This is a genomic window from Vibrio sp. 10N.286.49.C3, assembly GCF_041469545.1.
GTDB lineage: Bacteria > Pseudomonadota > Gammaproteobacteria > Enterobacterales > Vibrionaceae > Vibrio > Vibrio tasmaniensis_A.
Map to the genome: position 1 here is coordinate 1 of NZ_JBFRKT010000009.1, position 17,738 is coordinate 17,738.

Here is a 17,738-nt window from a genome sequence, read left to right on the forward strand (position 1 = left end):
GTTTAGTTTTGCTTTATTGCCTTAACTAAAAGCTTAATATCGAAACCGTTGCGCCCTTAGCTCAGCTGGATAGAGTACCTGGCTACGAACCAGGCGGTCGGAGGTTCGAATCCTCCAGGGCGCACCACTATTTAGGGTTTTTAGTAATCCTGATGTTGAACGTTTAGTTTTGCTTTATTGCCTTAACTAAAAGCTTAATATCGAAACCGTTGCGCCCTTAGCTCAGCTGGATAGAGTACCTGGCTACGAACCAGGCGGTCGGAGGTTCGAATCCTCCAGGGCGCACCACCTTATTAAAGAAAGCCTCGTTTTTACGAGGCTTTTTTTATGTCCGCTATAAGTTTGTTGCAACAATGTTAAATTTGTGGTGTTTTTAACTTGTTGTATTTAAAGTAATTCTTGATTGCTTCTTTGTTATTCTACCTTTCTCATATCAATTCTCAGAAAAGCCCCGTTTAAGTCACAGTTTAAATATCTATAAATGACGTATTTGACAGATTTATGTGATCTGATAGGCGAATAATTAACCTTATGTGTGCGTTATCCGTAACAGAACCTTAAACAAAATTGACAAACTTTTACCAATCGAGATAATCCATGGGTCGGGATCACTATTCGCTGAAATCCTGCACGTATGTCAGGATGACGAAGAAAGGAAGCAACATGACTAATATTGGAAGCCTGCTAGGAGATGCGGCGACTCTAATGATAACGGGGATGTCCGTTGTCTTTATTTTCCTAACTATTCTAGTTTACCTCGTTCGGTTGATGTCAAAACTGGTACCAGAAGAAGTACCAGAGCCGATCGCAGCACCTAAAAAAATTAAAAAATCACAATCAAACCCTTCAGCTGTTAGTCCACAGGTAGTGGCAGCAATTTCGGCCGCGGTTCATCAATACCGTGCGTCTACTGCTAAGTAGCATTTAAAGGATTAAAAAGGAGTTTATGAGCATGTCTAAACCACTAGCTATCACAGATGTGGTACTTCGTGACGCGCACCAGTCACTATTTGCTACTCGTATGCGTATCGAAGATATGCTGCCAATTGCGGCAGAACTGGATAAAGTCGGTTACTGGTCTTTAGAGACTTGGGGCGGCGCAACGTTTGATTCGTGTATTCGTTTTCTAGGAGAAGATCCGTGGGAGCGTTTGCGTGAGCTGAAAAAAGCGATGCCAAACACACCAATGCAGATGCTACTGCGTGGTCAAAATTTATTGGGTTACCGTCACTACGCGGATGATGTTGTAGAAAAATTTGTTGAACGTGCCCATAAGAACGGCATGGACGTATTCCGTATTTTTGATGCGATGAATGACGTACGTAACTTTGAAACAGCAGTGAAAGCAACGATTGATGTTGGTGGTCACGCTCAAGGTACGTTGTCTTACACAACTAGTCCGGTTCACAACTCAGATACTTGGGTTGATTTGGCTAAACGCCTAGAGGATCTAGGTTGTCATTCACTATGTATCAAAGATATGTCAGGTTTATTAAAGCCGTATGAAGCGGAAGAGCTGATTACACGTATCAAATCATCGTGTGACGTTCCTCTAGCGTTGCATAGCCACGCGACAACAGGTCTATCGACAGCAACAGCCGTTAAAGCCGTTGAAGCGGGTATCGATATTCTAGACACCGCTATTTCTTCAATGAGCTGTACTTACGGTCACACGCCAACCGAAACGGTTGTTGCGATGTTAGAAGGTACAGAGCGTGATACCAATCTTAAGCTTGATCAGATCGAACCCATCGCGGCTTACTTCCGTGATGTACGTAAAAAGTACGCGAAATGGGAAGGTCAGCTAAAAGGTGTTGATTCACGTATCTTGATTGCTCAGGTTCCTGGCGGCATGTTAACCAACATGGAAGGCCAGCTTAAAGAACAGGGCGCAGCCGATCGTATGGACGAAGTGCTCGAAGAGATCCCTCGCGTACGTAAAGAGCTGGGTTACATTCCTTTGGTAACACCTACTTCTCAGATTGTTGGTACTCAAGCGGTTATCAACGTTCTAACGGGTGAGCGCTACAAGAGCATCACTAAAGAGACTGCTGGTCTACTGAAAGGTGAATACGGTCAAGCGCCTGCTGAGGTTGATGCTGAACTGCAAGCGAAAGTGTTAGATAGTGCAGAGCCAATCACGTGTCGTCCTGCTGATTTACTTAAGTCTGAAATGGATACGTTAACGACAGACCTTTTAGAAAAAGCGAAATCAGATGGCATTTCACTCGCTGAAGATACCGTTGATGATGTACTGACATACGCACTTTTCCCACAAGTCGGCCTTAAGTTCCTTAAGAACCGTCGTAACCCTGAAGCATTTGAACCTGCACCAACTGCAGAAACGGCAGCTCCTGTTGCGGCACCACAGCCTGTTGCAGGTAGCATTGAAAGCTACAGCGTGAAGGTTGATGGTCAAGTTTATGATGTTGAAGTTGGCCCTCAAGGTGAACTGACATCGGTATCTCCATCAGCGAAACCAGCACAAGCGTCTCAAGCAGCACCAGCTGCGGCTTCTGATGCAGAAGCAGTTCCAGCTCCATTAGCTGGCAACATCTTCAAAGTGATCGTTCAGCCTGGTGCTGAAGTGGCTGAAGGCGATGTGCTACTGATCTTGGAAGCGATGAAAATGGAAACGGAGGTTCGTGCTGCTCGTGGTGGTATCGTTCAGGAATTGAATGTTAAAGAAGGCGATGCAGTTACTGTAGGCGCTCCACTACTAAGCTTAGCGTAAGGGAGTACCATGGAAGGATTGATGACCTTATGGTCTGAAACAGGGATTGCTAACTTTGAGTTCGGCCAGATTTGTATGATGCTGGTCGGTTGCTTATTGTTGTTTTTGGCAATTCGTAAAGGATTTGAACCGTTACTTTTATTACCGATTGGTTTTGGTGCTGTATTAGCAAATATTCCAAATGCTGGGTTTACTGATCCCGGTGGTTTGCTTTACTACGTTTACTACATTGGTATTGAAACGGGTATTTTCCCACTGCTGATCTTTATGGGTGTTGGTGCAATGACGGACTTCGGTGCGTTGATTGCTAACCCTAAAACGTTATGGCTAGGGGCTGCGGCTCAGTTTGGTATCTTCGCAACGCTATTTGGTGCGATCTTGCTGAACTATGTTCCAGGAATGGAATTCTCAATGGCAGATGCTTCGTCAATTGCGATCATTGGTGGTGCCGATGGCCCAACCGCGATCTTCTTGGCGAGTAAGTTATCTCCTGACCTACTAGGTGCCATTGCAGTTGCGGCTTATAGCTACATGGCTTTAGTTCCTATTATTCAGCCACCTATCATGAAAGCGCTAACGACGCCGGAAGAACGCAAGATTAAGATGGCGCAGTTACGTCACGTTGGTAAAGCCGAGAAGATCCTTTTCCCGCTTGCTGTACTACTGATGACGATTCTGTTCCTACCTTCAGCAACACCTCTAGTAGGTATGTTCTGCTTGGGTAACTTAATGCGTGAAGCGGGTGTGGTTGATCGCCTTTCAAAAACAGCTCAAAACGAACTGATTAACGTCGTAACTATTTTCCTTGGCCTAGGTGTTGGTTCTAAGCTTCAAGCGGATACGTTCTTGAACTTAGAGACGCTGGGTATTTTAGGTTTAGGTGCGGTGGCGTTCAGTATCGGTACGGCGGGTGGCGTATTAATGGCTAAGCTACTTAATCGTTTATCTAAAGAAGACATCAACCCACTGATTGGCGCAGCTGGTGTATCAGCGGTTCCTATGGCGGCTCGTGTGGTAAACAAGGTTGGTCTTGAGGCAAACCCTCAAAACTTCTTGTTGATGCATGCGATGGGCCCGAACGTGGCAGGTGTACTTGGTAGTGCGGTTGCGGCGGGTATTCTATTAGCTCTAGTGGGCTAGTAGGTTCCTAGGTCACGTATCGTTACGTTAATTGGTCGTCAATTTACGAATGAGCGGTTAACTTAGCCTTATTAAATGGTTTATAGTCAAAGGGATGCTTTCGCATCCCTTTCTTTTTATCAATTAGGGTGCTTGCTCATTAGGGCTTTTATCAATCAAGGAAATGTGGAAATGGAAAATAAACAGATAGCGATTACTCAATTCGGCGGTGTCGAAAACCTCAGTATTCAAACCCGTGCTATTCCTGAGCCTAAGGCTGGAGAAGTCGTGGTTAAAGTTTCCTTTTCGGGCATTAATCCGATTGATGTTAAAACCCGTGCTGGTCTAGGTTGGGCTGCAGCACAGAACAAAGATAACCTGCCTTGGGTACCTGGTTATGACATTTCAGGGCAAATTGTCACGCTAGGCGAACAGGCAGAGCGTTTTACTGTTGGTGATAACGTTGCCGGCTTTATTGGTTTCCCACTGCAAGGTGGCGGTTACAGCCAATATGTGTGTGTCCCAGAAGCGGCATTAAGCATGGTTCCTGATTCGGTGACTCTAGAAGCGGCCGCAGCATTACCATTAGCCAGTCAAACAGCAGCCCAAGCGCTCAACAAAGCGGAAGTGAAAGAGGGCGAGCGCGTACTTATCTTAGCGGGTGCTGGCGGCGTTGGTCATCTAGCGGTTCAAATCGCCGTGGCAGCGAAAGCCGAGGTTTACACAACTTGTAGTGAAGCGAATCTTGATTACTTAGCAACGCTAGGCGCTCATGCGATTAACTATAAGTTTGCGCCAGCATCGGAAAGAGTCTCTGATGTTGATGTGCTGATTGATTTGGTCGGTGGCGATACCGCTCTCGATGCGTTGAAGTGTCTAAAAGATGGCGCAAGAGTGGTCACAGTCCCAACTTTATCTGCAGAATTGATCTGCGAAAAAGCAACATTATTAGGCTTTACTGCATCAGGTATGCTGGTTGAGCCAAACCCAGAGCAAATGGACACTATGCTGTACATGGTCAGTGTCGGATTGCTCAAAACAGAAATTCAAGGTATCTACCAGTTAGACGAAGCGCAGTCAGCTCATCTACAGGTTGAAACCGGACATACCAGAGGCAAGGTACTACTTAAAATGCAAGAAGGTTGATAGGCAGTGCTAGAGTTTTTTAATTCTCTGTTTGAAAACATAGCGCTGTGGTTCTCTGACTCAGCGCTGTGGGTGCTCTTTATCAGTGGCTTCTTGAGTGCCACATTATTGCCCGGGGGATCAGAAGCGAGCCTTGTGGCTGCCTTGAGCTTAGATCAGTTCTCAACATCATCGATCATTTTGCTGGCGACACTTGGTAATACCTTAGGCGGCCTGACCAACTATTGGATTGGTTTGTGGTTGCCTAATCGAACTCAATCTGAAAAGCATGGTCATAAGGCTATGGCTTGGCTGAGCCGTTATGGTTACTGGACATTGTTATTCAGTTGGTTACCCATCATTGGTGATCCTTTATGTCTGGCTGCGGGTTGGCTGAGAATGAAATTTATCCCTAGCGTTATTTTGATAGCGATTGGCAAAGCCGCTCGCTACAGCTTACTTGCTGCTATCTACTTCGGTTTTTTCTAAGGAGAACCTATGAAAAAGGTTTTACTTGGTACATTTTCTCTTATCGCCATTGCTGGCTGTTCTTACAATGTACCTAGCTCAACACCCTTCTTTTCCTCGTTACCGGAAGGCGTCACTCTGTTAGAAGAGGTTAAGCCTTCTAAAGATAAAGTCGTGATTCCTTATGCTAAGTATCAGCTTGAAAACGGCTTGACCGTTATTCTTTCTCCTGATGATTCTGATCCACTTGTTCATGTTGATGTGACCTATCATGTGGGTTCTGCTCGTGAACAGATTGGCAAATCAGGCTTTGCTCACTTCTTTGAACACATGATGTTCCAAGGCTCAGAGAACGTCGGTGATCAACAGCACTTTAAGATCATCACCGAAGCGGGTGGTTCGTTAAATGGCACCACCAACCGTGACCGCACTAACTACTTTGAAACCGTTCCTTCTAACCAACTCGAAAAAATGTTGTGGTTAGAATCGGACAGAATGGGTTTCTTGTTAGATGCGGTTTCTCAAAAGAAATTTGAGGTGCAAAGAGGCACGGTTAAGAATGAGCGAGCGCAAAGCTATGAAAACCGCCCTTACGGTTTGATGTGGGAGCGCATGGGAGAAGCACTGTATCCAGAAGGTCACCCTTACTCGTGGCAACCAATCGGTTATGTTGAAGACTTGGATCGTGTTGATGTGAATGACCTTAAGGCATTCTTCTTACGTTGGTATGGCCCAAACAATGCCGTGTTAACGATCGGTGGTGATATCGACGTTGATGACACGCTAGAGTGGGTTAACAAGTACTTTGGCCCTATCCCTCAAGGACCTGAAGTTAAGGCGGCAGAGAAGCAACCTGCAGTGCTGACTGAAGACAAGTACATCACCTTAAAAGATAATATTCGTCAGCCGATGGTGCTTGTTGGTTGGCCAACAACGTATCGTGGTGAAGAGACGCAGGCTTCATTGAATGCACTGTCCAACGTGTTAGGTTCTGGCACCAACAGTTACTTGTATCAAAATCTCGTAAAAACGCAAAAAGCGGTGAGCGCAGGATCTTTCCATGATTGTGCTGAGCTTGCATGTACCATGTATGTGTATGCGATGGGTAATTCAGGTGAAAAAGGCGATTTGACGGTTCTAAACAAAGAGCTGATGGATACCTTAGATCAATTCTCGAAAGAGGGCGTTGAACAAGAGCGTTTAGACCAGATCACTGGTATGGCAGAAGCGGATGCAGTTTTTGCACTGCAAAGTGTTAAAGGCAAGGTTTCACAGCTTGCGTCTAACCAAACCTTCTATGGTCAGCCGGATCGCATTGAATCGCAACTCGATCAAATTCGAGCGGTAACACCAGAAAGCGTCAGCAAAGCCTACCAAGAATTTATTGAGGGTAAGCATAAGGTTACTTTGAGTGTGGTTCCTAAGAAAAAACTCGACTTAGCGGTTCGTGAGGCTACCTTTACCACACCTGCACGTACCCTTCCTGAATACAGCAAGGTGACGGAAGACCAACTGGATTTTAGAAAGGCGCCAAACACATTTGATCGCAGCGTGATGCCAGAAGTGAACTTTGGTGTTGAAGCGACCATGCCTGAGTTGTACCGCATGCACTTTGCGAACGGCACTGACTTGATTGGTACCGTGACCAGTGAAACGCCGACAGTACAGCTGCAAATTCAACTGCCTGCAGGCGAACGCTATGTTCGTAAAGGTCAAGAAGGCTTAGCGAACCTAACGGCTTCGATGATGGAAGAGGGGTCGACTAAACGAACGGTTGAAGAACTACAGGCAACCTTAGATAAGCTTGGCAGTAGCGTTAGCATTGGCGCAGGCAGTTATACCACGGATATCTCGGTTTCAACGCTAGAGAAAAACCTGCCTCAAACCTTAGCGATCGTACAAGAGGTTCTGTTTGAGCCTAAGTTTGATGAGCAAGACTTCGAACGCGTTAAGAAGCAGATGCTTGAAGGCGTTGTCTATCAACACCAACAACCAAGCTGGATGGCTTCTCAAGCAACCCGTGAAGTGCTATTTGGTGACAGTATTTTTGCTCGAGCAAGCGATGGCACCAAGGCGTCTCTATCGGATCTAACCTTAGATGATGTGAAAAAATTCTATGCACAACACTACACACCGGAAGGTGCCAATATTGTTGTTGTGGGAGACATATCGAAGAAAGAGATAGGGAAACAGCTACAATTCTTTGAACAGTGGCAAGGCGATGCGGCACCACTAACGCGTCCGCAGATCATCAAAGAGCTTTCAGGACAGCATCTGTATTTAGTTGATAAACCGGGTGCACCGCAAAGTATTGTTCGTTTAGTACGTAAAGGTTTACCTTTCGACGCGACTGGTGAGTTGTATTTGAGCCAGTTAGTCAACTTTAACTTAGCCGGTAACTTCAATAGCCGCATTAACCAAAACTTACGTGAAGACAAGGCGTACACTTACGGTGCTAGCGGTTACTTCGCGAGTACGCGTGAAACTGGTGCGGTAGTATTTAGTGCTCAAGTGAGAGCCAATGCGACGGTTCCATCGATTCAAGAGTTTATCGCCGAGCTAAATGAATTTAGTCAGAGTGGATTAACTGACGAAGAGGTGAAATTTATGCGCCTTGCCGTCGGTCAACAAGATGCACTTAAATACGAAACGCCAAGTCAAAAGGCTGGATTGTTGAGTAATATTGTTGCATTGAGCCTTGATGAAGATTACCTACAACAGCGTAATCAGATAGTTGAAACGGTTTCAAAAGAGACCTTAAACGAGCTATCGAAGAAATGGTTTGACCCGAATGATTATCAAATAATTGTTGTTGGTGATGCGACTTCGCTGCGTCCTCAACTAGAAAAGTTAGATATTCCAATAGAAGAGCTTGAAATCATTCGTTAGAGTACACATTAAAGGGGGAGGGAAAAGACTCTATTTTTCTCCTCCAACCTAATTTATGATAGTTCTAATCAGAACGATATAAGATAAGTGAACAGAATTTTGACTGATTTTGCTGCGCGACTAAAGCAAGTTGCAACCAACCCTAAGACCTTCTCTCAATTTGGTCGTGGTGTTGAAAGGGAAACATTGCGCTACACGGAAGATGGGCATCTTGCTACTGGGCCGCACCCTAAGGCTTTAGGATCTGCGTTGATGAACGAATGGGTAACGACCGATTTCTCTGAGTCGCTACTGGAGTTTATCACGCCTGTTTCTAACGACGTTCCGACGCTTTTGAATCAGTTGTCTGATATCCATCACTTCACTCAAACCAAGTTAGACGGCGAAAAGCTGTGGCCACTCTCTATGCCTTGTTATGTGGGGAGTGAAGATTACATTCAGCTTGCGCAATACGGTACTTCTAACAACGGTAAGATGAAGACGCTATATCGTGAAGGCCTAAAGCGTCGCTACGGTAGTCTGATGCAGATTATTTCGGGTGTTCACTTCAACTTCTCTTTCCCAGAAAGCTTTTGGGACAGTCTGTTTGGAGAGCAAACCGAAGAAGCGCGTTGCGAAGCTAAATCAGATGCGTACTTCGGTTTGATTCGTAATTACTACCGCTTTGGTTGGTTAATCCCATACTTCTTCGGTGCTTCACCTGCGCTATGTTCTTCTTTTATCAAAGGAAGAGAAACCAACCTACCTTTTGAAAAGGTTGGAGAAACACTGTATCTACCCAAAGCAACGGCATTGCGCTTAAGTGACCTTGGTTACACCAACAGTGCGCAAAGTGTACTGAAGATTGGCTTCAACAGCCTAGACCAATACCTTGAAGGTTTGAATCAAGCGATTCGCACACCATCAGAAGAATTCGCTGAGATTGGCACTAAGGTTGATGGGGAATACCGTCAACTAAATAGCAACGTACTGCAAATTGAGAATGAGCTTTATGCTCCAATCCGTCCTAAGCGTGTGGCGAAAAGTGGCGAGAAACCATCTGAAGCACTGGCTCGTGCTGGCGTTGAGTACATCGAGGTTCGCTCTTTAGACGTAAACCCATTCAGTTCAATTGGCATCAATGAACAGCAAGTTCGCTTCTTAGATTTATTCCTAACGTGGAGCGTGTTATCAGACTCTGCTGAGATGGATAACTGCGAACTTGAATGCTGGCGCGATAACTGGAACAAGGTGATCTTAGAAGGTCGTCAGGTTGGTTTAGAGCTCAAGATTGGTTGTGATGGAGAAAGACTGTCTCTGCAAGACTGGGCTAAAAATGTATTCAAAGATCTTCGAGTTATCGCTGAGTTGATGGATGCTGAGCAAGGTGGTCGTGCATACCAAGAAACGTGCGATACGCTTGAAGCCTGGATTGATAACCCTGAGTTGACCATTTCTGGCCAGTTATTAGAAGAGACCAAGAAATTGGGTGGTTTGGGTAAAGTGGGTTGTGCGTTAGGAAAAACGTATGCTCAACAACACAAGGCACACCAATATAAAGTTTATTCTGCTGAGTTAATGGAAGCGGAAGTTCAACGCTCTGTCATTGCTCAACAGCAAAGTGAAGAAGCGAGCACTCAAGATTTTGATAGTTTCTTAACGGACTATTTTTCATATTTAAAAGCATAGCGAGACTTTGGTGGAAAGGAAGCAAGCCTTATTAGGTCAGTCTACTCATGTGGGTGGAAAATGGTTACCAGTCGTGACTGTTGGTATTGTCTCTAGCCTATTGGTTGGATGTGCGACGCCTCCTCCTAAGCAGCAAAATAATATATGCAGCATCTTCAGAGAGCACCCTTCTTGGTATGAAGATGCGGTCGATATGCAAGATGAGTGGGGCACACCGATTAACGTCGCGATGGCTTTTGTTAAACAAGAGAGCAGCTTTCGACATGATGCGCGTCCACCAAAAGATTATATTCTTGGCTTTATACCGTGGGGAAGAGTCAGTAGTGCCTATGGCTATGCACAAGCTCAAGACCCTGCTTGGGAAGACTTTCAAAAAGCGACCAATAATGGTGGTTCGAGAACCAATTTTGATGATGCATTAATGTTCATTGGTTGGTACACCAGCGAGACGCGCCGTCAGTTAGGAATCTCATTATGGGACCCGTATAACCAATATCTGGCTTATCATGAAGGCCGTGGTGGCTATAAGCGCAAATCATACAACAGCAAACCATCGTTGATTAAGGTGGCTCGCAAAGTCGAACAGCAAGCAAAAGATTATGGATGGCAACTTAAACAGTGCCGAAAAGAACTAGAAGACAATCGAAGTTGGTTTTTTTAAAGCCAATCGTCATGGAGAATAGCAATGCCTTTATTAGATAGTTTTACTGTTGATCACACGCGCATGAACGCACCTGCAGTTCGTGTTGCTAAAACAATGCAAACCCCAAAAGGGGATACCATTACGGTATTTGACCTGCGTTTTACTGCGCCAAACAAAGATATCCTATCTGAGAGAGGTATTCATACTCTCGAGCACCTATACGCTGGGTTCATGCGTGCTCACCTCAATGGCTCTGCGGTTGAAATCATTGATATATCGCCTATGGGGTGTCGTACCGGTTTCTATATGAGCTTGATTGGTACGCCTTCAGAGCAGCAAGTGGCTGAAGCTTGGTTAGCGGCTATGCAAGACGTACTGAAAGTTGAGAACCAGAATAAGATCCCTGAGTTGAACGAATACCAGTGTGGTACTGCGGCAATGCATTCCTTAGATGAAGCTAAAGAGATTGCGAATGCAATCATCGCTACCGGTATTTCAGTAAACAAAAATGATGAACTGGCATTGCCAGAGTCGATGCTTCAAGAGCTTAAAATCGACTAATCATTTTTGGTTCACATTGAATGCGCTTCACTCTAGATACATTTTGCACTAGAGAGTGAGCGAGCTAGATACAAAAAGAGCTAGATACTAAAAGGCCCGGTTCAATGAACCGGGCCTTTTGTTGTAGAGGGACTTAGTTGGTAACTCAGTGGGTTACTCTCATATAATGAGTCGCCTCTATCCGTTTACGATCTGCGGAAACACACGCACCAGCTTGATGCGATTCTCTTCGAGCTCAACAATTTCCATTGGATGGCTGGCAACCTGAACACTCAGGTGACTCTCTGGAATATCTTCAAGATGCTCCAGTATCAAACCATTAAGTGTTCTTGGTCCATCGGTAGGCAGTGCCCACTGCAAACCTTTGTTGATATCTCGGATATTAGCGCTGCCTTCAATCAAGAAGCTACCATCGCTTTGTGGTGTGATCTCTTCAGATAAACTTGGTGCGATTGAAGTCGTAAATTCGCCCACGATCTCTTCGAGAATATCTTCGAGGGTAACCAAACCGTTAATATCGCCATACTCATCAACAATCAAACCGATACGCTGTTTGTTGCGTTGGAATTTAAGCAGTTGGGTGTTAAGCGGTGTCGCTTCCGGAATAAAGTAGATCTCATCTGCAGCACGCAGCAGGGTCTCTTTATTGAATTCGTTCTTTTCGAGCATCAAGCGATAAGCTTCACGTAGCCTCAGCATGCCAACCACTTCATCTATCTGATCACGGTACAACACGATGCGACCATGAGGTGAATGAGTGAGCTGACGCACGATCGATTTCCAATCATCAGTGATGTCGATGCCGGTGATCTCGTTACGTGGCACCATTATGTCATTCACGGTGACGTGTTCTAAATCGAGAATAGACACCAACATATCTTGGTGACGCTGTGGTATTAGGCTACCCGCTTCATTTACTACGGTTCTGAGTTCTTCTGAGCTTAGATGATCGGTTGCATCATGGTTAGCTTTAACGCCTAAGATACGAATGAAGCCATTGGTAATAAAGTTGACCAAGATAACCAATGGAGATAGCACCTTCATCAGTATTATTAATAGAATGCTGCTGGCGTAAGAAACTCGTTCAGGGAAAAGAGAAGCAATGGTTTTTGGTGTAACCTCAGCAAACACGAGGATCACCAGGGTCAGGGCTCCGGTTGCGATTGCAACACCGATATCTCCGTAGATACGCATACCAAGAATAGTCGCGATCGCGGATGCAAGAATATTGACGAGATTGTTGCCGATGAGAATAAGGCCAATCAATCTGTCTGGGCGACTTAGAAGTTTTTCTACGCGTTTGGCACCTTTATGACCCGTATTGGCCAAGTGCTTTAAACGGTAGCGGTTCAAGGACATCATGCCCGTTTCGGAACCAGAGAAATAACCAGAAATTACAATGAGACACGCGAGTAGCGCAAATAAGATACCCGTTGATATGTCGTCCAAAACTATTCTTTTCCTTTTTTTTGTATCTTGATTAATTTATGACCGAACATGGTCGAGATGTCAATTGAATGTATCGTACTCAATATTTTAAAGGCAAGGTGTGTGAGACCTTGCCTTCATTATACTGACTAATTCAGGATTATTTCCTGAACGAAGCGGCTACCGAAGTAAGCTAATGTGAGCATGGTGGCACCCGCAAGGGCAAACCATGTGACTTTTTGCCCACGCCAACCTTTCTGATAGTGACCCCAAAGAAGGATGGAATAGATAACCCAAGCTATAAAAGACAATACCGCTTTATGTGCTTTACCTTGAGCAAACATATCTTGTACGAAGATAAGTCCAGTTAATAAAGTACCTGTTAACAAACCATTACCGATTAAAATGATCTTGAAAAGCTGTCTTTCCACCATCATTAAAGGAGGTAGGTTAGGGTTTATCACTAAGGCTTTTTTCTTTTTAAGTTTGTGATCTAGCCACGCGAGTTGCATAGCGTATAGCGCACCGATGGTAAGTGTCGCGTATGAGAACAGAGCTAAAGATATGTGTAGCAACAGCTTCGGGTCATTCTCTAAGTGTTTGATGAAGGTACTAGGAAGAAAAGTGGCAGCCATTAGATTTAGAGCAGCGAAGCTATAAACAACCGGCAAGATGAACCACAAACGGGTTTTGAGCATAGCACCGCTCATGACCACAGATATGATTAAACTGATTAAAGAAGCAACGTTTAAGATACTGAGGTTTTGACCACTGGCATTAAAGATTAAATCGCCAAGCAACCAAGCATGGAAAACTAAAGCAAGTAATGCGCTGATAAACACCGTTTTTACACGGATTCCTGTTTGGTGCACGAGACCTGGAATGATCGTGAAAATCGCCATTGTATAAAGAAAGGCTGCTGCGATCGCAATAAGACTGTCCATGGTATCCATTTAAATGATTACTAATTGGCGAATTATACCTCGCATCGCTCTTTGGGGCTATGGTGAACCTCATTCAATTCCAAGTGAATAATGTCTCACATCACATGCGTGGATGATTAACGCTCCACAACGGGTATGACTCTAATCCGCGCTAATGTATACTCACAGTAATAGTCGCAGTTTTGAGCGAAGAGAAAACTATGTTTGATAATTTAACGGATCGTCTATCCAAAACGCTGAAAAACATCAGCGGTAAAGGTCGCCTGACCGAAGACAATATTAAAGAGACGCTGCGTGAAGTACGTATGGCGCTACTTGAAGCCGACGTTGCACTGCCAGTTGTCCGCGATTTTGTTAAGCGCGTAAAAGAAGGCGCTGTAGGTGTTGAGGTTTCTAAATCTCTCACCCCGGGTCAAGAATTCATTAAGATCGTTCAAGCTGAACTTGAAGCTGTGATGGGGGAGTCTAACGAGGCTCTTGACCTGGCAGCACAACCGCCAGCCGTTATCTTAATGGCGGGTCTACAAGGTGCGGGTAAAACCACATCGGTAGGTAAGCTATCTAAGCTCCTGACTGAGCGTGATAAGAAGAAAGTTTTGGTTGTGTCTGCCGACGTTTACCGTCCAGCCGCGATCAAACAGCTCGAAACCTTAGCAAGCGATGTTGGTGTCGACTTCTTCCCATCTTCAGCTGACCAAAAGCCTCTTGATATTGCAAACGCTGCAATCGACCACGCGAAGAAGAAATTCTACGACGTGCTAATTGTCGATACTGCCGGTCGTTTGGCTATCGATGAAGAGATGATGGGTGAAATCAAAGAGCTTCATACTGCCATTAAACCAGTAGAGACGCTGTTCGTTGTTGATGCTATGACAGGTCAAGATGCTGCGAATACTGCAAAAGCCTTTGGCGATACGCTACCACTAACTGGTGTTATCTTAACGAAAGTGGATGGTGACGCGCGTGGTGGTGCTGCACTGTCTGTTCGTCACATCACAGGTAAGCCGATTAAATTCTTAGGTGTTGGTGAAAAGACTGACGCATTAGAACCATTCCACCCAGATCGTGTTGCTTCTCGTATCCTTGGTATGGGCGACGTACTGTCTCTTATTGAAGACCTACAGAAAAACGTTGATACCGAGAAAGCAGAGAAACTGGCTAAGAAGTTCAAAGAGAAGAAAGGCTTTGACCTTGAAGACTTCCGTGAGCAACTTGGTCAGATGAAAAACATGGGCGGCATGATGGGCATGATGGATAAGCTTCCAGGCATGTCTCAGCTACCAGACAACGTTAAAGATAAAGTTGATGACAAGATGTTCAAGCAAATGGAAGCGATCATCAACTCTATGACAATGAAAGAGCGTCAGCGCCCAGACCTAATCAAAGGCTCACGCAAAAAGCGTATTGCTGCAGGTTCTGGTACGCAAGTACAAGATGTAAACCGTATGCTTAAACAGTTCACTCAAATGCAGAAGATGATGAAGAAAATGCAGAAAGGTGGAATGAAAGGCATGATGCGCAACATGCAAGGCATGATGGGCGGCGGTGGAGGTATGGGCGGAATGGGTGGTGGTTTTAACCCGTTTGGCCGATAATCTACAAATGTAAGCTTTAGCTACGTTACTTTTCATAGTGTTAGCCGTGTCACAGAAAGTGAACGGTGGCTATGTTGGTGAAAAAATAGCTAAAGCCCTTGCATTGCCCCGGAATAAGAGTAAAATTCCGGGGCTTTAATTTGGCACGAGACCCCAAGCTATTTACTTATACTTGGGGTTAATTATTTTATTAAGAAAGCAAAGAGGACGACATGGTAACCATTCGTTTGGCACGTCACGGTGCAAAGAAGCGCCCATTTTATCAAATCGTAGTTGCGGATAGCCGTAACTCTGTAACTGGCCGTTTCATCGAGAAAGTAGGTTTCTTTAACCCTACTGCTCAAGGTCAAGAAGAAGGTCTACGTCTAGACCTAGATCGTGTTAACCACTGGGTTGGTCAAGGCGCATCTCTATCTGACCGCGTAGCTAAGCTAGTTAAAGACGCTCAAAAAGCGGCTTAATTCTTTTTTAAAAAGAGAAATAGCTTATGTCGATGAAGGGTAAAGAAACGATGAGCGAGCAAAACGAAAGAATTGTTATGGGTAAACTTGGGTCTACCTATGGTATTCGTGGCTGGCTTAAAGTGTTCTCCTACACAGACAATGCTGAAAGCATATTTGATTACAGTCCTTGGTATTTAAAGCTAAAGGGCGAGTGGGTTGAGTATAAAGTTGAAAGCTGGAAACGTCATGGTCAAGGCTATGTATGTAAGCTAGCGGGATTAGATGTACGTGAAGACGCGCAACTGATGACCAATTTTGAAATTGCTATTGACCCTGCTTCATTACCTGAATTGTCAGAAGATGAATTCTACTGGCGCGAATTGTTCGGTATGCAAGTTTTTACCACTAAAGGTTACAACCTTGGTGAGGTCACTGACCTATTAGAAACTGGCTCGAACGATGTTCTAGTAATCAAAGCAAATCTTAAAGATGCTTTTGGCCAAAAGGAACGGTTAATCCCGTACCTTGAAGAGCAAGTGATCAAGAAAGTTGATCGCGAAGCTCGCCGGATCGAAGTTGACTGGGATCCTGGATTCTAACTCCAAATTACAGAGCGAGAGAACACATGTGGGTTGGCATTATTAGCCTTTTTCCTGAAATGTTCCGTTCTGTTACTGATTTTGGAGTAACAGGTCAAGCGGTTAAAAAAGGTCTTTTATCTATTGAGACATGGAATCCTCGCGATTTCACTCATGATAAACATCGCACTGTTGATGACAGACCTTACGGTGGTGGTCCTGGCATGTTAATGATGGTTCAGCCTTTGCGCGATGCTATCCAAACAGCCAAACAGGCAGCACCGGGAAAGACGAAGGTTATTTACCTTTCACCTCAAGGTCGTAAGCTCGACCAACAAGGTGTTGAAGAGCTGGCAACAAACGAGAACTTGCTTCTTATTTGTGGTCGCTATGAAGGGGTAGATGAGCGCATCATTCAATCTGAAGTCGACGAAGAATGGTCGATTGGAGATTTTGTGATGACGGGTGGCGAGCTGCCAGCCATGACGTTGATTGATTCAGTCTCTCGGTTTGTTCCGGGTGTACTTGGAGATTTCGCATCAGCAGAAGAAGATTCTTTTGCAAATGGTTTGCTAGATTGTCCCCATTATACGCGCCCTGAGGTGCTAGACGATAAAGATGTGCCATCGGTACTCAAGTCTGGAAACCATAAGGACATTCGTCGCTGGCGATTGAAACAATCGTTGGGCCGAACTTGGCTAAGAAGACCAGAACTCCTGGAAAACCTAGCTCTGACTGACGAACAGGAACAATTACTGGCTGAATTCATTAAAGAGCAACGCTCTTAACGAAAAGCAAGCAGTAACCTATTAAATTTAGTATCAGTTTATTCTAGGAATTTATACAAATGAGCAACATCATCAAGGCTCTTGAAGAAGAGCAACTAAAATCAGACCTTCCTAAATTCGCACCAGGTGACACTGTTGTAGTTAAGGTTAAGGTAAAAGAAGGTGACCGTGAGCGTCTACAGGCTTTCGAAGGCGTTGTAATCGCTATTCGTAACCGTGGTCTACACTCTGCATTCACAGTTCGTAAGATCTCGAACGGTGAAGGCGTAGAGCGTGCGTTCCAAACTCACTCTCCAATGGTTGATAGCATCGAAGTTAAACGCCGTGGTGCAGTACGTCGTGCCAAGTTGTACTACCTACGTGAGCGTTCTGGTAAGTCAGCTCGTATTAAAGAGAAGCTTACTAAGAAGTAATTCTTTTTGCATTCTATCGATAAAAGCGGAGCCATTTGGCTCCGCTTTTTTGTGTCTGCTATTTAGAGTCTCACAGGTAAGAGATCCCCAACTCGCTCGTTCCTCACTCTTGAGGATAACGAATGGGTAACCGGAATCTGGCATTGAGTGATGAAGATTTATTGAGGTAAAGGCTCAGTAGGTAGGCTGTGGCTAATAGAATCCCGTAGTGACAGTAACCGTCATTCCCTAGACTGACGAAGGAAGGAGTAGGGAATCTCTACTCATACCATTTTACCGGCAATAAAAAAGGATTGACGTAAAACGCCAACCCTTCAAAATTTACTCGCTACTCGCTACTCG

At 44.8% G+C, this 17,738-nt stretch carries 16 protein-coding genes and 2 tRNA genes; 16 read left to right on the forward strand and 2 right to left on the reverse strand.

The genetic code is table 11. From position 1 onward, the window contains the following. Nucleotides 1–50 precede the first annotated feature (50 nt). The 11 genes from AB4180_RS04580 to luxS all read left to right on the forward strand — a co-directional run bounded on the left by AB4180_RS04580 (nt 51) and on the right by luxS (nt 11,207). A tRNA-Arg gene (locus AB4180_RS04580) sits at nt 51–127 on the forward strand. 84 nt (nt 128–211) lie between these two features. Next, a tRNA-Arg gene (locus AB4180_RS04585) sits at nt 212–288 on the forward strand. A gap of 375 nt (nt 289–663) precedes the next feature. Then, nucleotides 664–921 (forward strand): oxaloacetate decarboxylase subunit gamma, encoded by a 258-nt coding sequence (locus AB4180_RS04590; RefSeq protein ID WP_010435831.1) that lies wholly within the window; start codon nt 664–666, stop codon nt 919–921. A gap of 31 nt (nt 922–952) precedes the next feature. Continuing rightward, complete coding sequence (oadA, locus tag AB4180_RS04595) at nt 953–2,734, forward strand: sodium-extruding oxaloacetate decarboxylase subunit alpha (RefSeq protein ID WP_102249167.1); 1,782 nt, start codon at nt 953–955, stop codon at nt 2,732–2,734. Nucleotides 2,735–2,743: 9 nt separating this feature from the next. Further along, nucleotides 2,744–3,874 (forward strand): sodium ion-translocating decarboxylase subunit beta, encoded by a 1,131-nt coding sequence (locus AB4180_RS04600; RefSeq protein WP_065110794.1) that lies wholly within the window; start codon nt 2,744–2,746, stop codon nt 3,872–3,874. A gap of 171 nt (nt 3,875–4,045) precedes the next feature. Continuing rightward, nucleotides 4,046–4,999, forward strand: a complete 954-nt coding sequence (locus AB4180_RS04605) for an NADP-dependent oxidoreductase (RefSeq protein WP_102249166.1) — start codon at nt 4,046–4,048, stop codon at nt 4,997–4,999. Between the two features lie 6 nt (nt 5,000–5,005). Next, nucleotides 5,006–5,467 carry a YqaA family protein gene (locus tag AB4180_RS04610; RefSeq protein ID WP_004735497.1) on the forward strand — a complete coding sequence of 154 codons (462 nt, stop codon included), beginning with the start codon at nt 5,006–5,008 and terminating at the stop codon, nt 5,465–5,467. A gap of 9 nt (nt 5,468–5,476) precedes the next feature. Further along, complete coding sequence (locus tag AB4180_RS04615) at nt 5,477–8,335, forward strand: pitrilysin family protein (RefSeq protein ID WP_102249165.1); 2,859 nt, start codon at nt 5,477–5,479, stop codon at nt 8,333–8,335. A 99-nt stretch (nt 8,336–8,434) separates the two neighbouring features. Beyond that, complete coding sequence (gene gshA / locus AB4180_RS04620; RefSeq protein WP_009847614.1) at nt 8,435–10,003, forward strand: glutamate--cysteine ligase; 1,569 nt, start codon at nt 8,435–8,437, stop codon at nt 10,001–10,003. A 10-nt stretch (nt 10,004–10,013) separates the two neighbouring features. Next, entirely contained in the window at nt 10,014–10,664 is a 651-nt protein-coding gene (locus AB4180_RS04625) for a hypothetical protein (RefSeq protein WP_009847613.1), read from the forward strand. Between the two features lie 24 nt (nt 10,665–10,688). Then, complete coding sequence (gene luxS / locus AB4180_RS04630; protein WP_009847612.1) at nt 10,689–11,207, forward strand: S-ribosylhomocysteine lyase; 519 nt, start codon at nt 10,689–10,691, stop codon at nt 11,205–11,207. A 177-nt stretch (nt 11,208–11,384) separates the two neighbouring features. Here luxS and AB4180_RS04635 read toward each other — a convergent pair whose 3' ends face one another. After that, on the reverse strand, nt 11,385–12,656 hold the full coding sequence (locus AB4180_RS04635; protein WP_102249164.1) for an HlyC/CorC family transporter: 1,272 nt from the start codon (nt 12,654–12,656) through the stop codon (nt 11,385–11,387). Between the two features lie 128 nt (nt 12,657–12,784). Then, nucleotides 12,785–13,579, reverse strand: coding sequence for an inner membrane protein YpjD (locus tag AB4180_RS04640; RefSeq protein WP_102249163.1), 795 nt, complete (start codon nt 13,577–13,579; stop codon nt 12,785–12,787). 200 nt (nt 13,580–13,779) lie between these two features. On the opposite strand from AB4180_RS04640, the gene ffh reads away from it, so the two are divergent. From ffh to rplS, 5 genes are all read left to right on the forward strand, one after another. Then, nucleotides 13,780–15,174 (forward strand): signal recognition particle protein, encoded by a 1,395-nt coding sequence (ffh, locus tag AB4180_RS04645; RefSeq protein WP_004735506.1) that lies wholly within the window; start codon nt 13,780–13,782, stop codon nt 15,172–15,174. A gap of 212 nt (nt 15,175–15,386) precedes the next feature. Continuing rightward, nucleotides 15,387–15,635 (forward strand): 30S ribosomal protein S16, encoded by a 249-nt coding sequence (gene rpsP, locus AB4180_RS04650; RefSeq protein WP_004735508.1) that lies wholly within the window; start codon nt 15,387–15,389, stop codon nt 15,633–15,635. A 26-nt stretch (nt 15,636–15,661) separates the two neighbouring features. Then, nucleotides 15,662–16,216 (forward strand): ribosome maturation factor RimM, encoded by a 555-nt coding sequence (rimM, locus tag AB4180_RS04655; RefSeq protein WP_009847609.1) that lies wholly within the window; start codon nt 15,662–15,664, stop codon nt 16,214–16,216. A 26-nt stretch (nt 16,217–16,242) separates the two neighbouring features. Then, nucleotides 16,243–16,983, forward strand: a complete 741-nt coding sequence (gene trmD, locus AB4180_RS04660) for a tRNA (guanosine(37)-N1)-methyltransferase TrmD (protein WP_009847608.1) — start codon at nt 16,243–16,245, stop codon at nt 16,981–16,983. A gap of 59 nt (nt 16,984–17,042) precedes the next feature. Further along, on the forward strand, nt 17,043–17,396 hold the full coding sequence (gene rplS / locus AB4180_RS04665) for a 50S ribosomal protein L19 (RefSeq protein WP_009847607.1): 354 nt from the start codon (nt 17,043–17,045) through the stop codon (nt 17,394–17,396). Nucleotides 17,397–17,738: the final 342 nt, after the last annotated feature.

Excerpts from the sequence above, each read along its gene's own strand:
- AB4180_RS04590 (WP_010435831.1), top strand. The coding sequence starts at position 664 with ATGACTAATATTGGAAGCCTGCTAGGAGATGCGGCGACTCTAATGATA.
- oadA (WP_102249167.1), top strand. The coding sequence starts at position 953 with ATGTCTAAACCACTAGCTATCACAGATGTGGTACTTCGTGACGCGCAC.
- AB4180_RS04600 (WP_065110794.1), top strand. The coding sequence starts at position 2,744 with ATGGAAGGATTGATGACCTTATGGTCTGAAACAGGGATTGCTAACTTT.
- AB4180_RS04605 (WP_102249166.1), top strand. The coding sequence starts at position 4,046 with ATGGAAAATAAACAGATAGCGATTACTCAATTCGGCGGTGTCGAAAAC.
- AB4180_RS04615 (WP_102249165.1), top strand. The coding sequence starts at position 5,477 with ATGAAAAAGGTTTTACTTGGTACATTTTCTCTTATCGCCATTGCTGGC.
- luxS (WP_009847612.1), top strand. The coding sequence starts at position 10,689 with ATGCCTTTATTAGATAGTTTTACTGTTGATCACACGCGCATGAACGCA.
- AB4180_RS04640 (WP_102249163.1), bottom strand. The coding sequence starts at position 13,579 with ATGGACAGTCTTATTGCGATCGCAGCAGCCTTTCTTTATACAATGGCG.
- ffh (WP_004735506.1), top strand. The coding sequence starts at position 13,780 with ATGTTTGATAATTTAACGGATCGTCTATCCAAAACGCTGAAAAACATC.
- rpsP (WP_004735508.1), top strand. The coding sequence starts at position 15,387 with ATGGTAACCATTCGTTTGGCACGTCACGGTGCAAAGAAGCGCCCATTT.
- rimM (WP_009847609.1), top strand. The coding sequence starts at position 15,662 with ATGTCGATGAAGGGTAAAGAAACGATGAGCGAGCAAAACGAAAGAATT.
- trmD (WP_009847608.1), top strand. The coding sequence starts at position 16,243 with ATGTGGGTTGGCATTATTAGCCTTTTTCCTGAAATGTTCCGTTCTGTT.
- rplS (WP_009847607.1), top strand. The coding sequence starts at position 17,043 with ATGAGCAACATCATCAAGGCTCTTGAAGAAGAGCAACTAAAATCAGAC.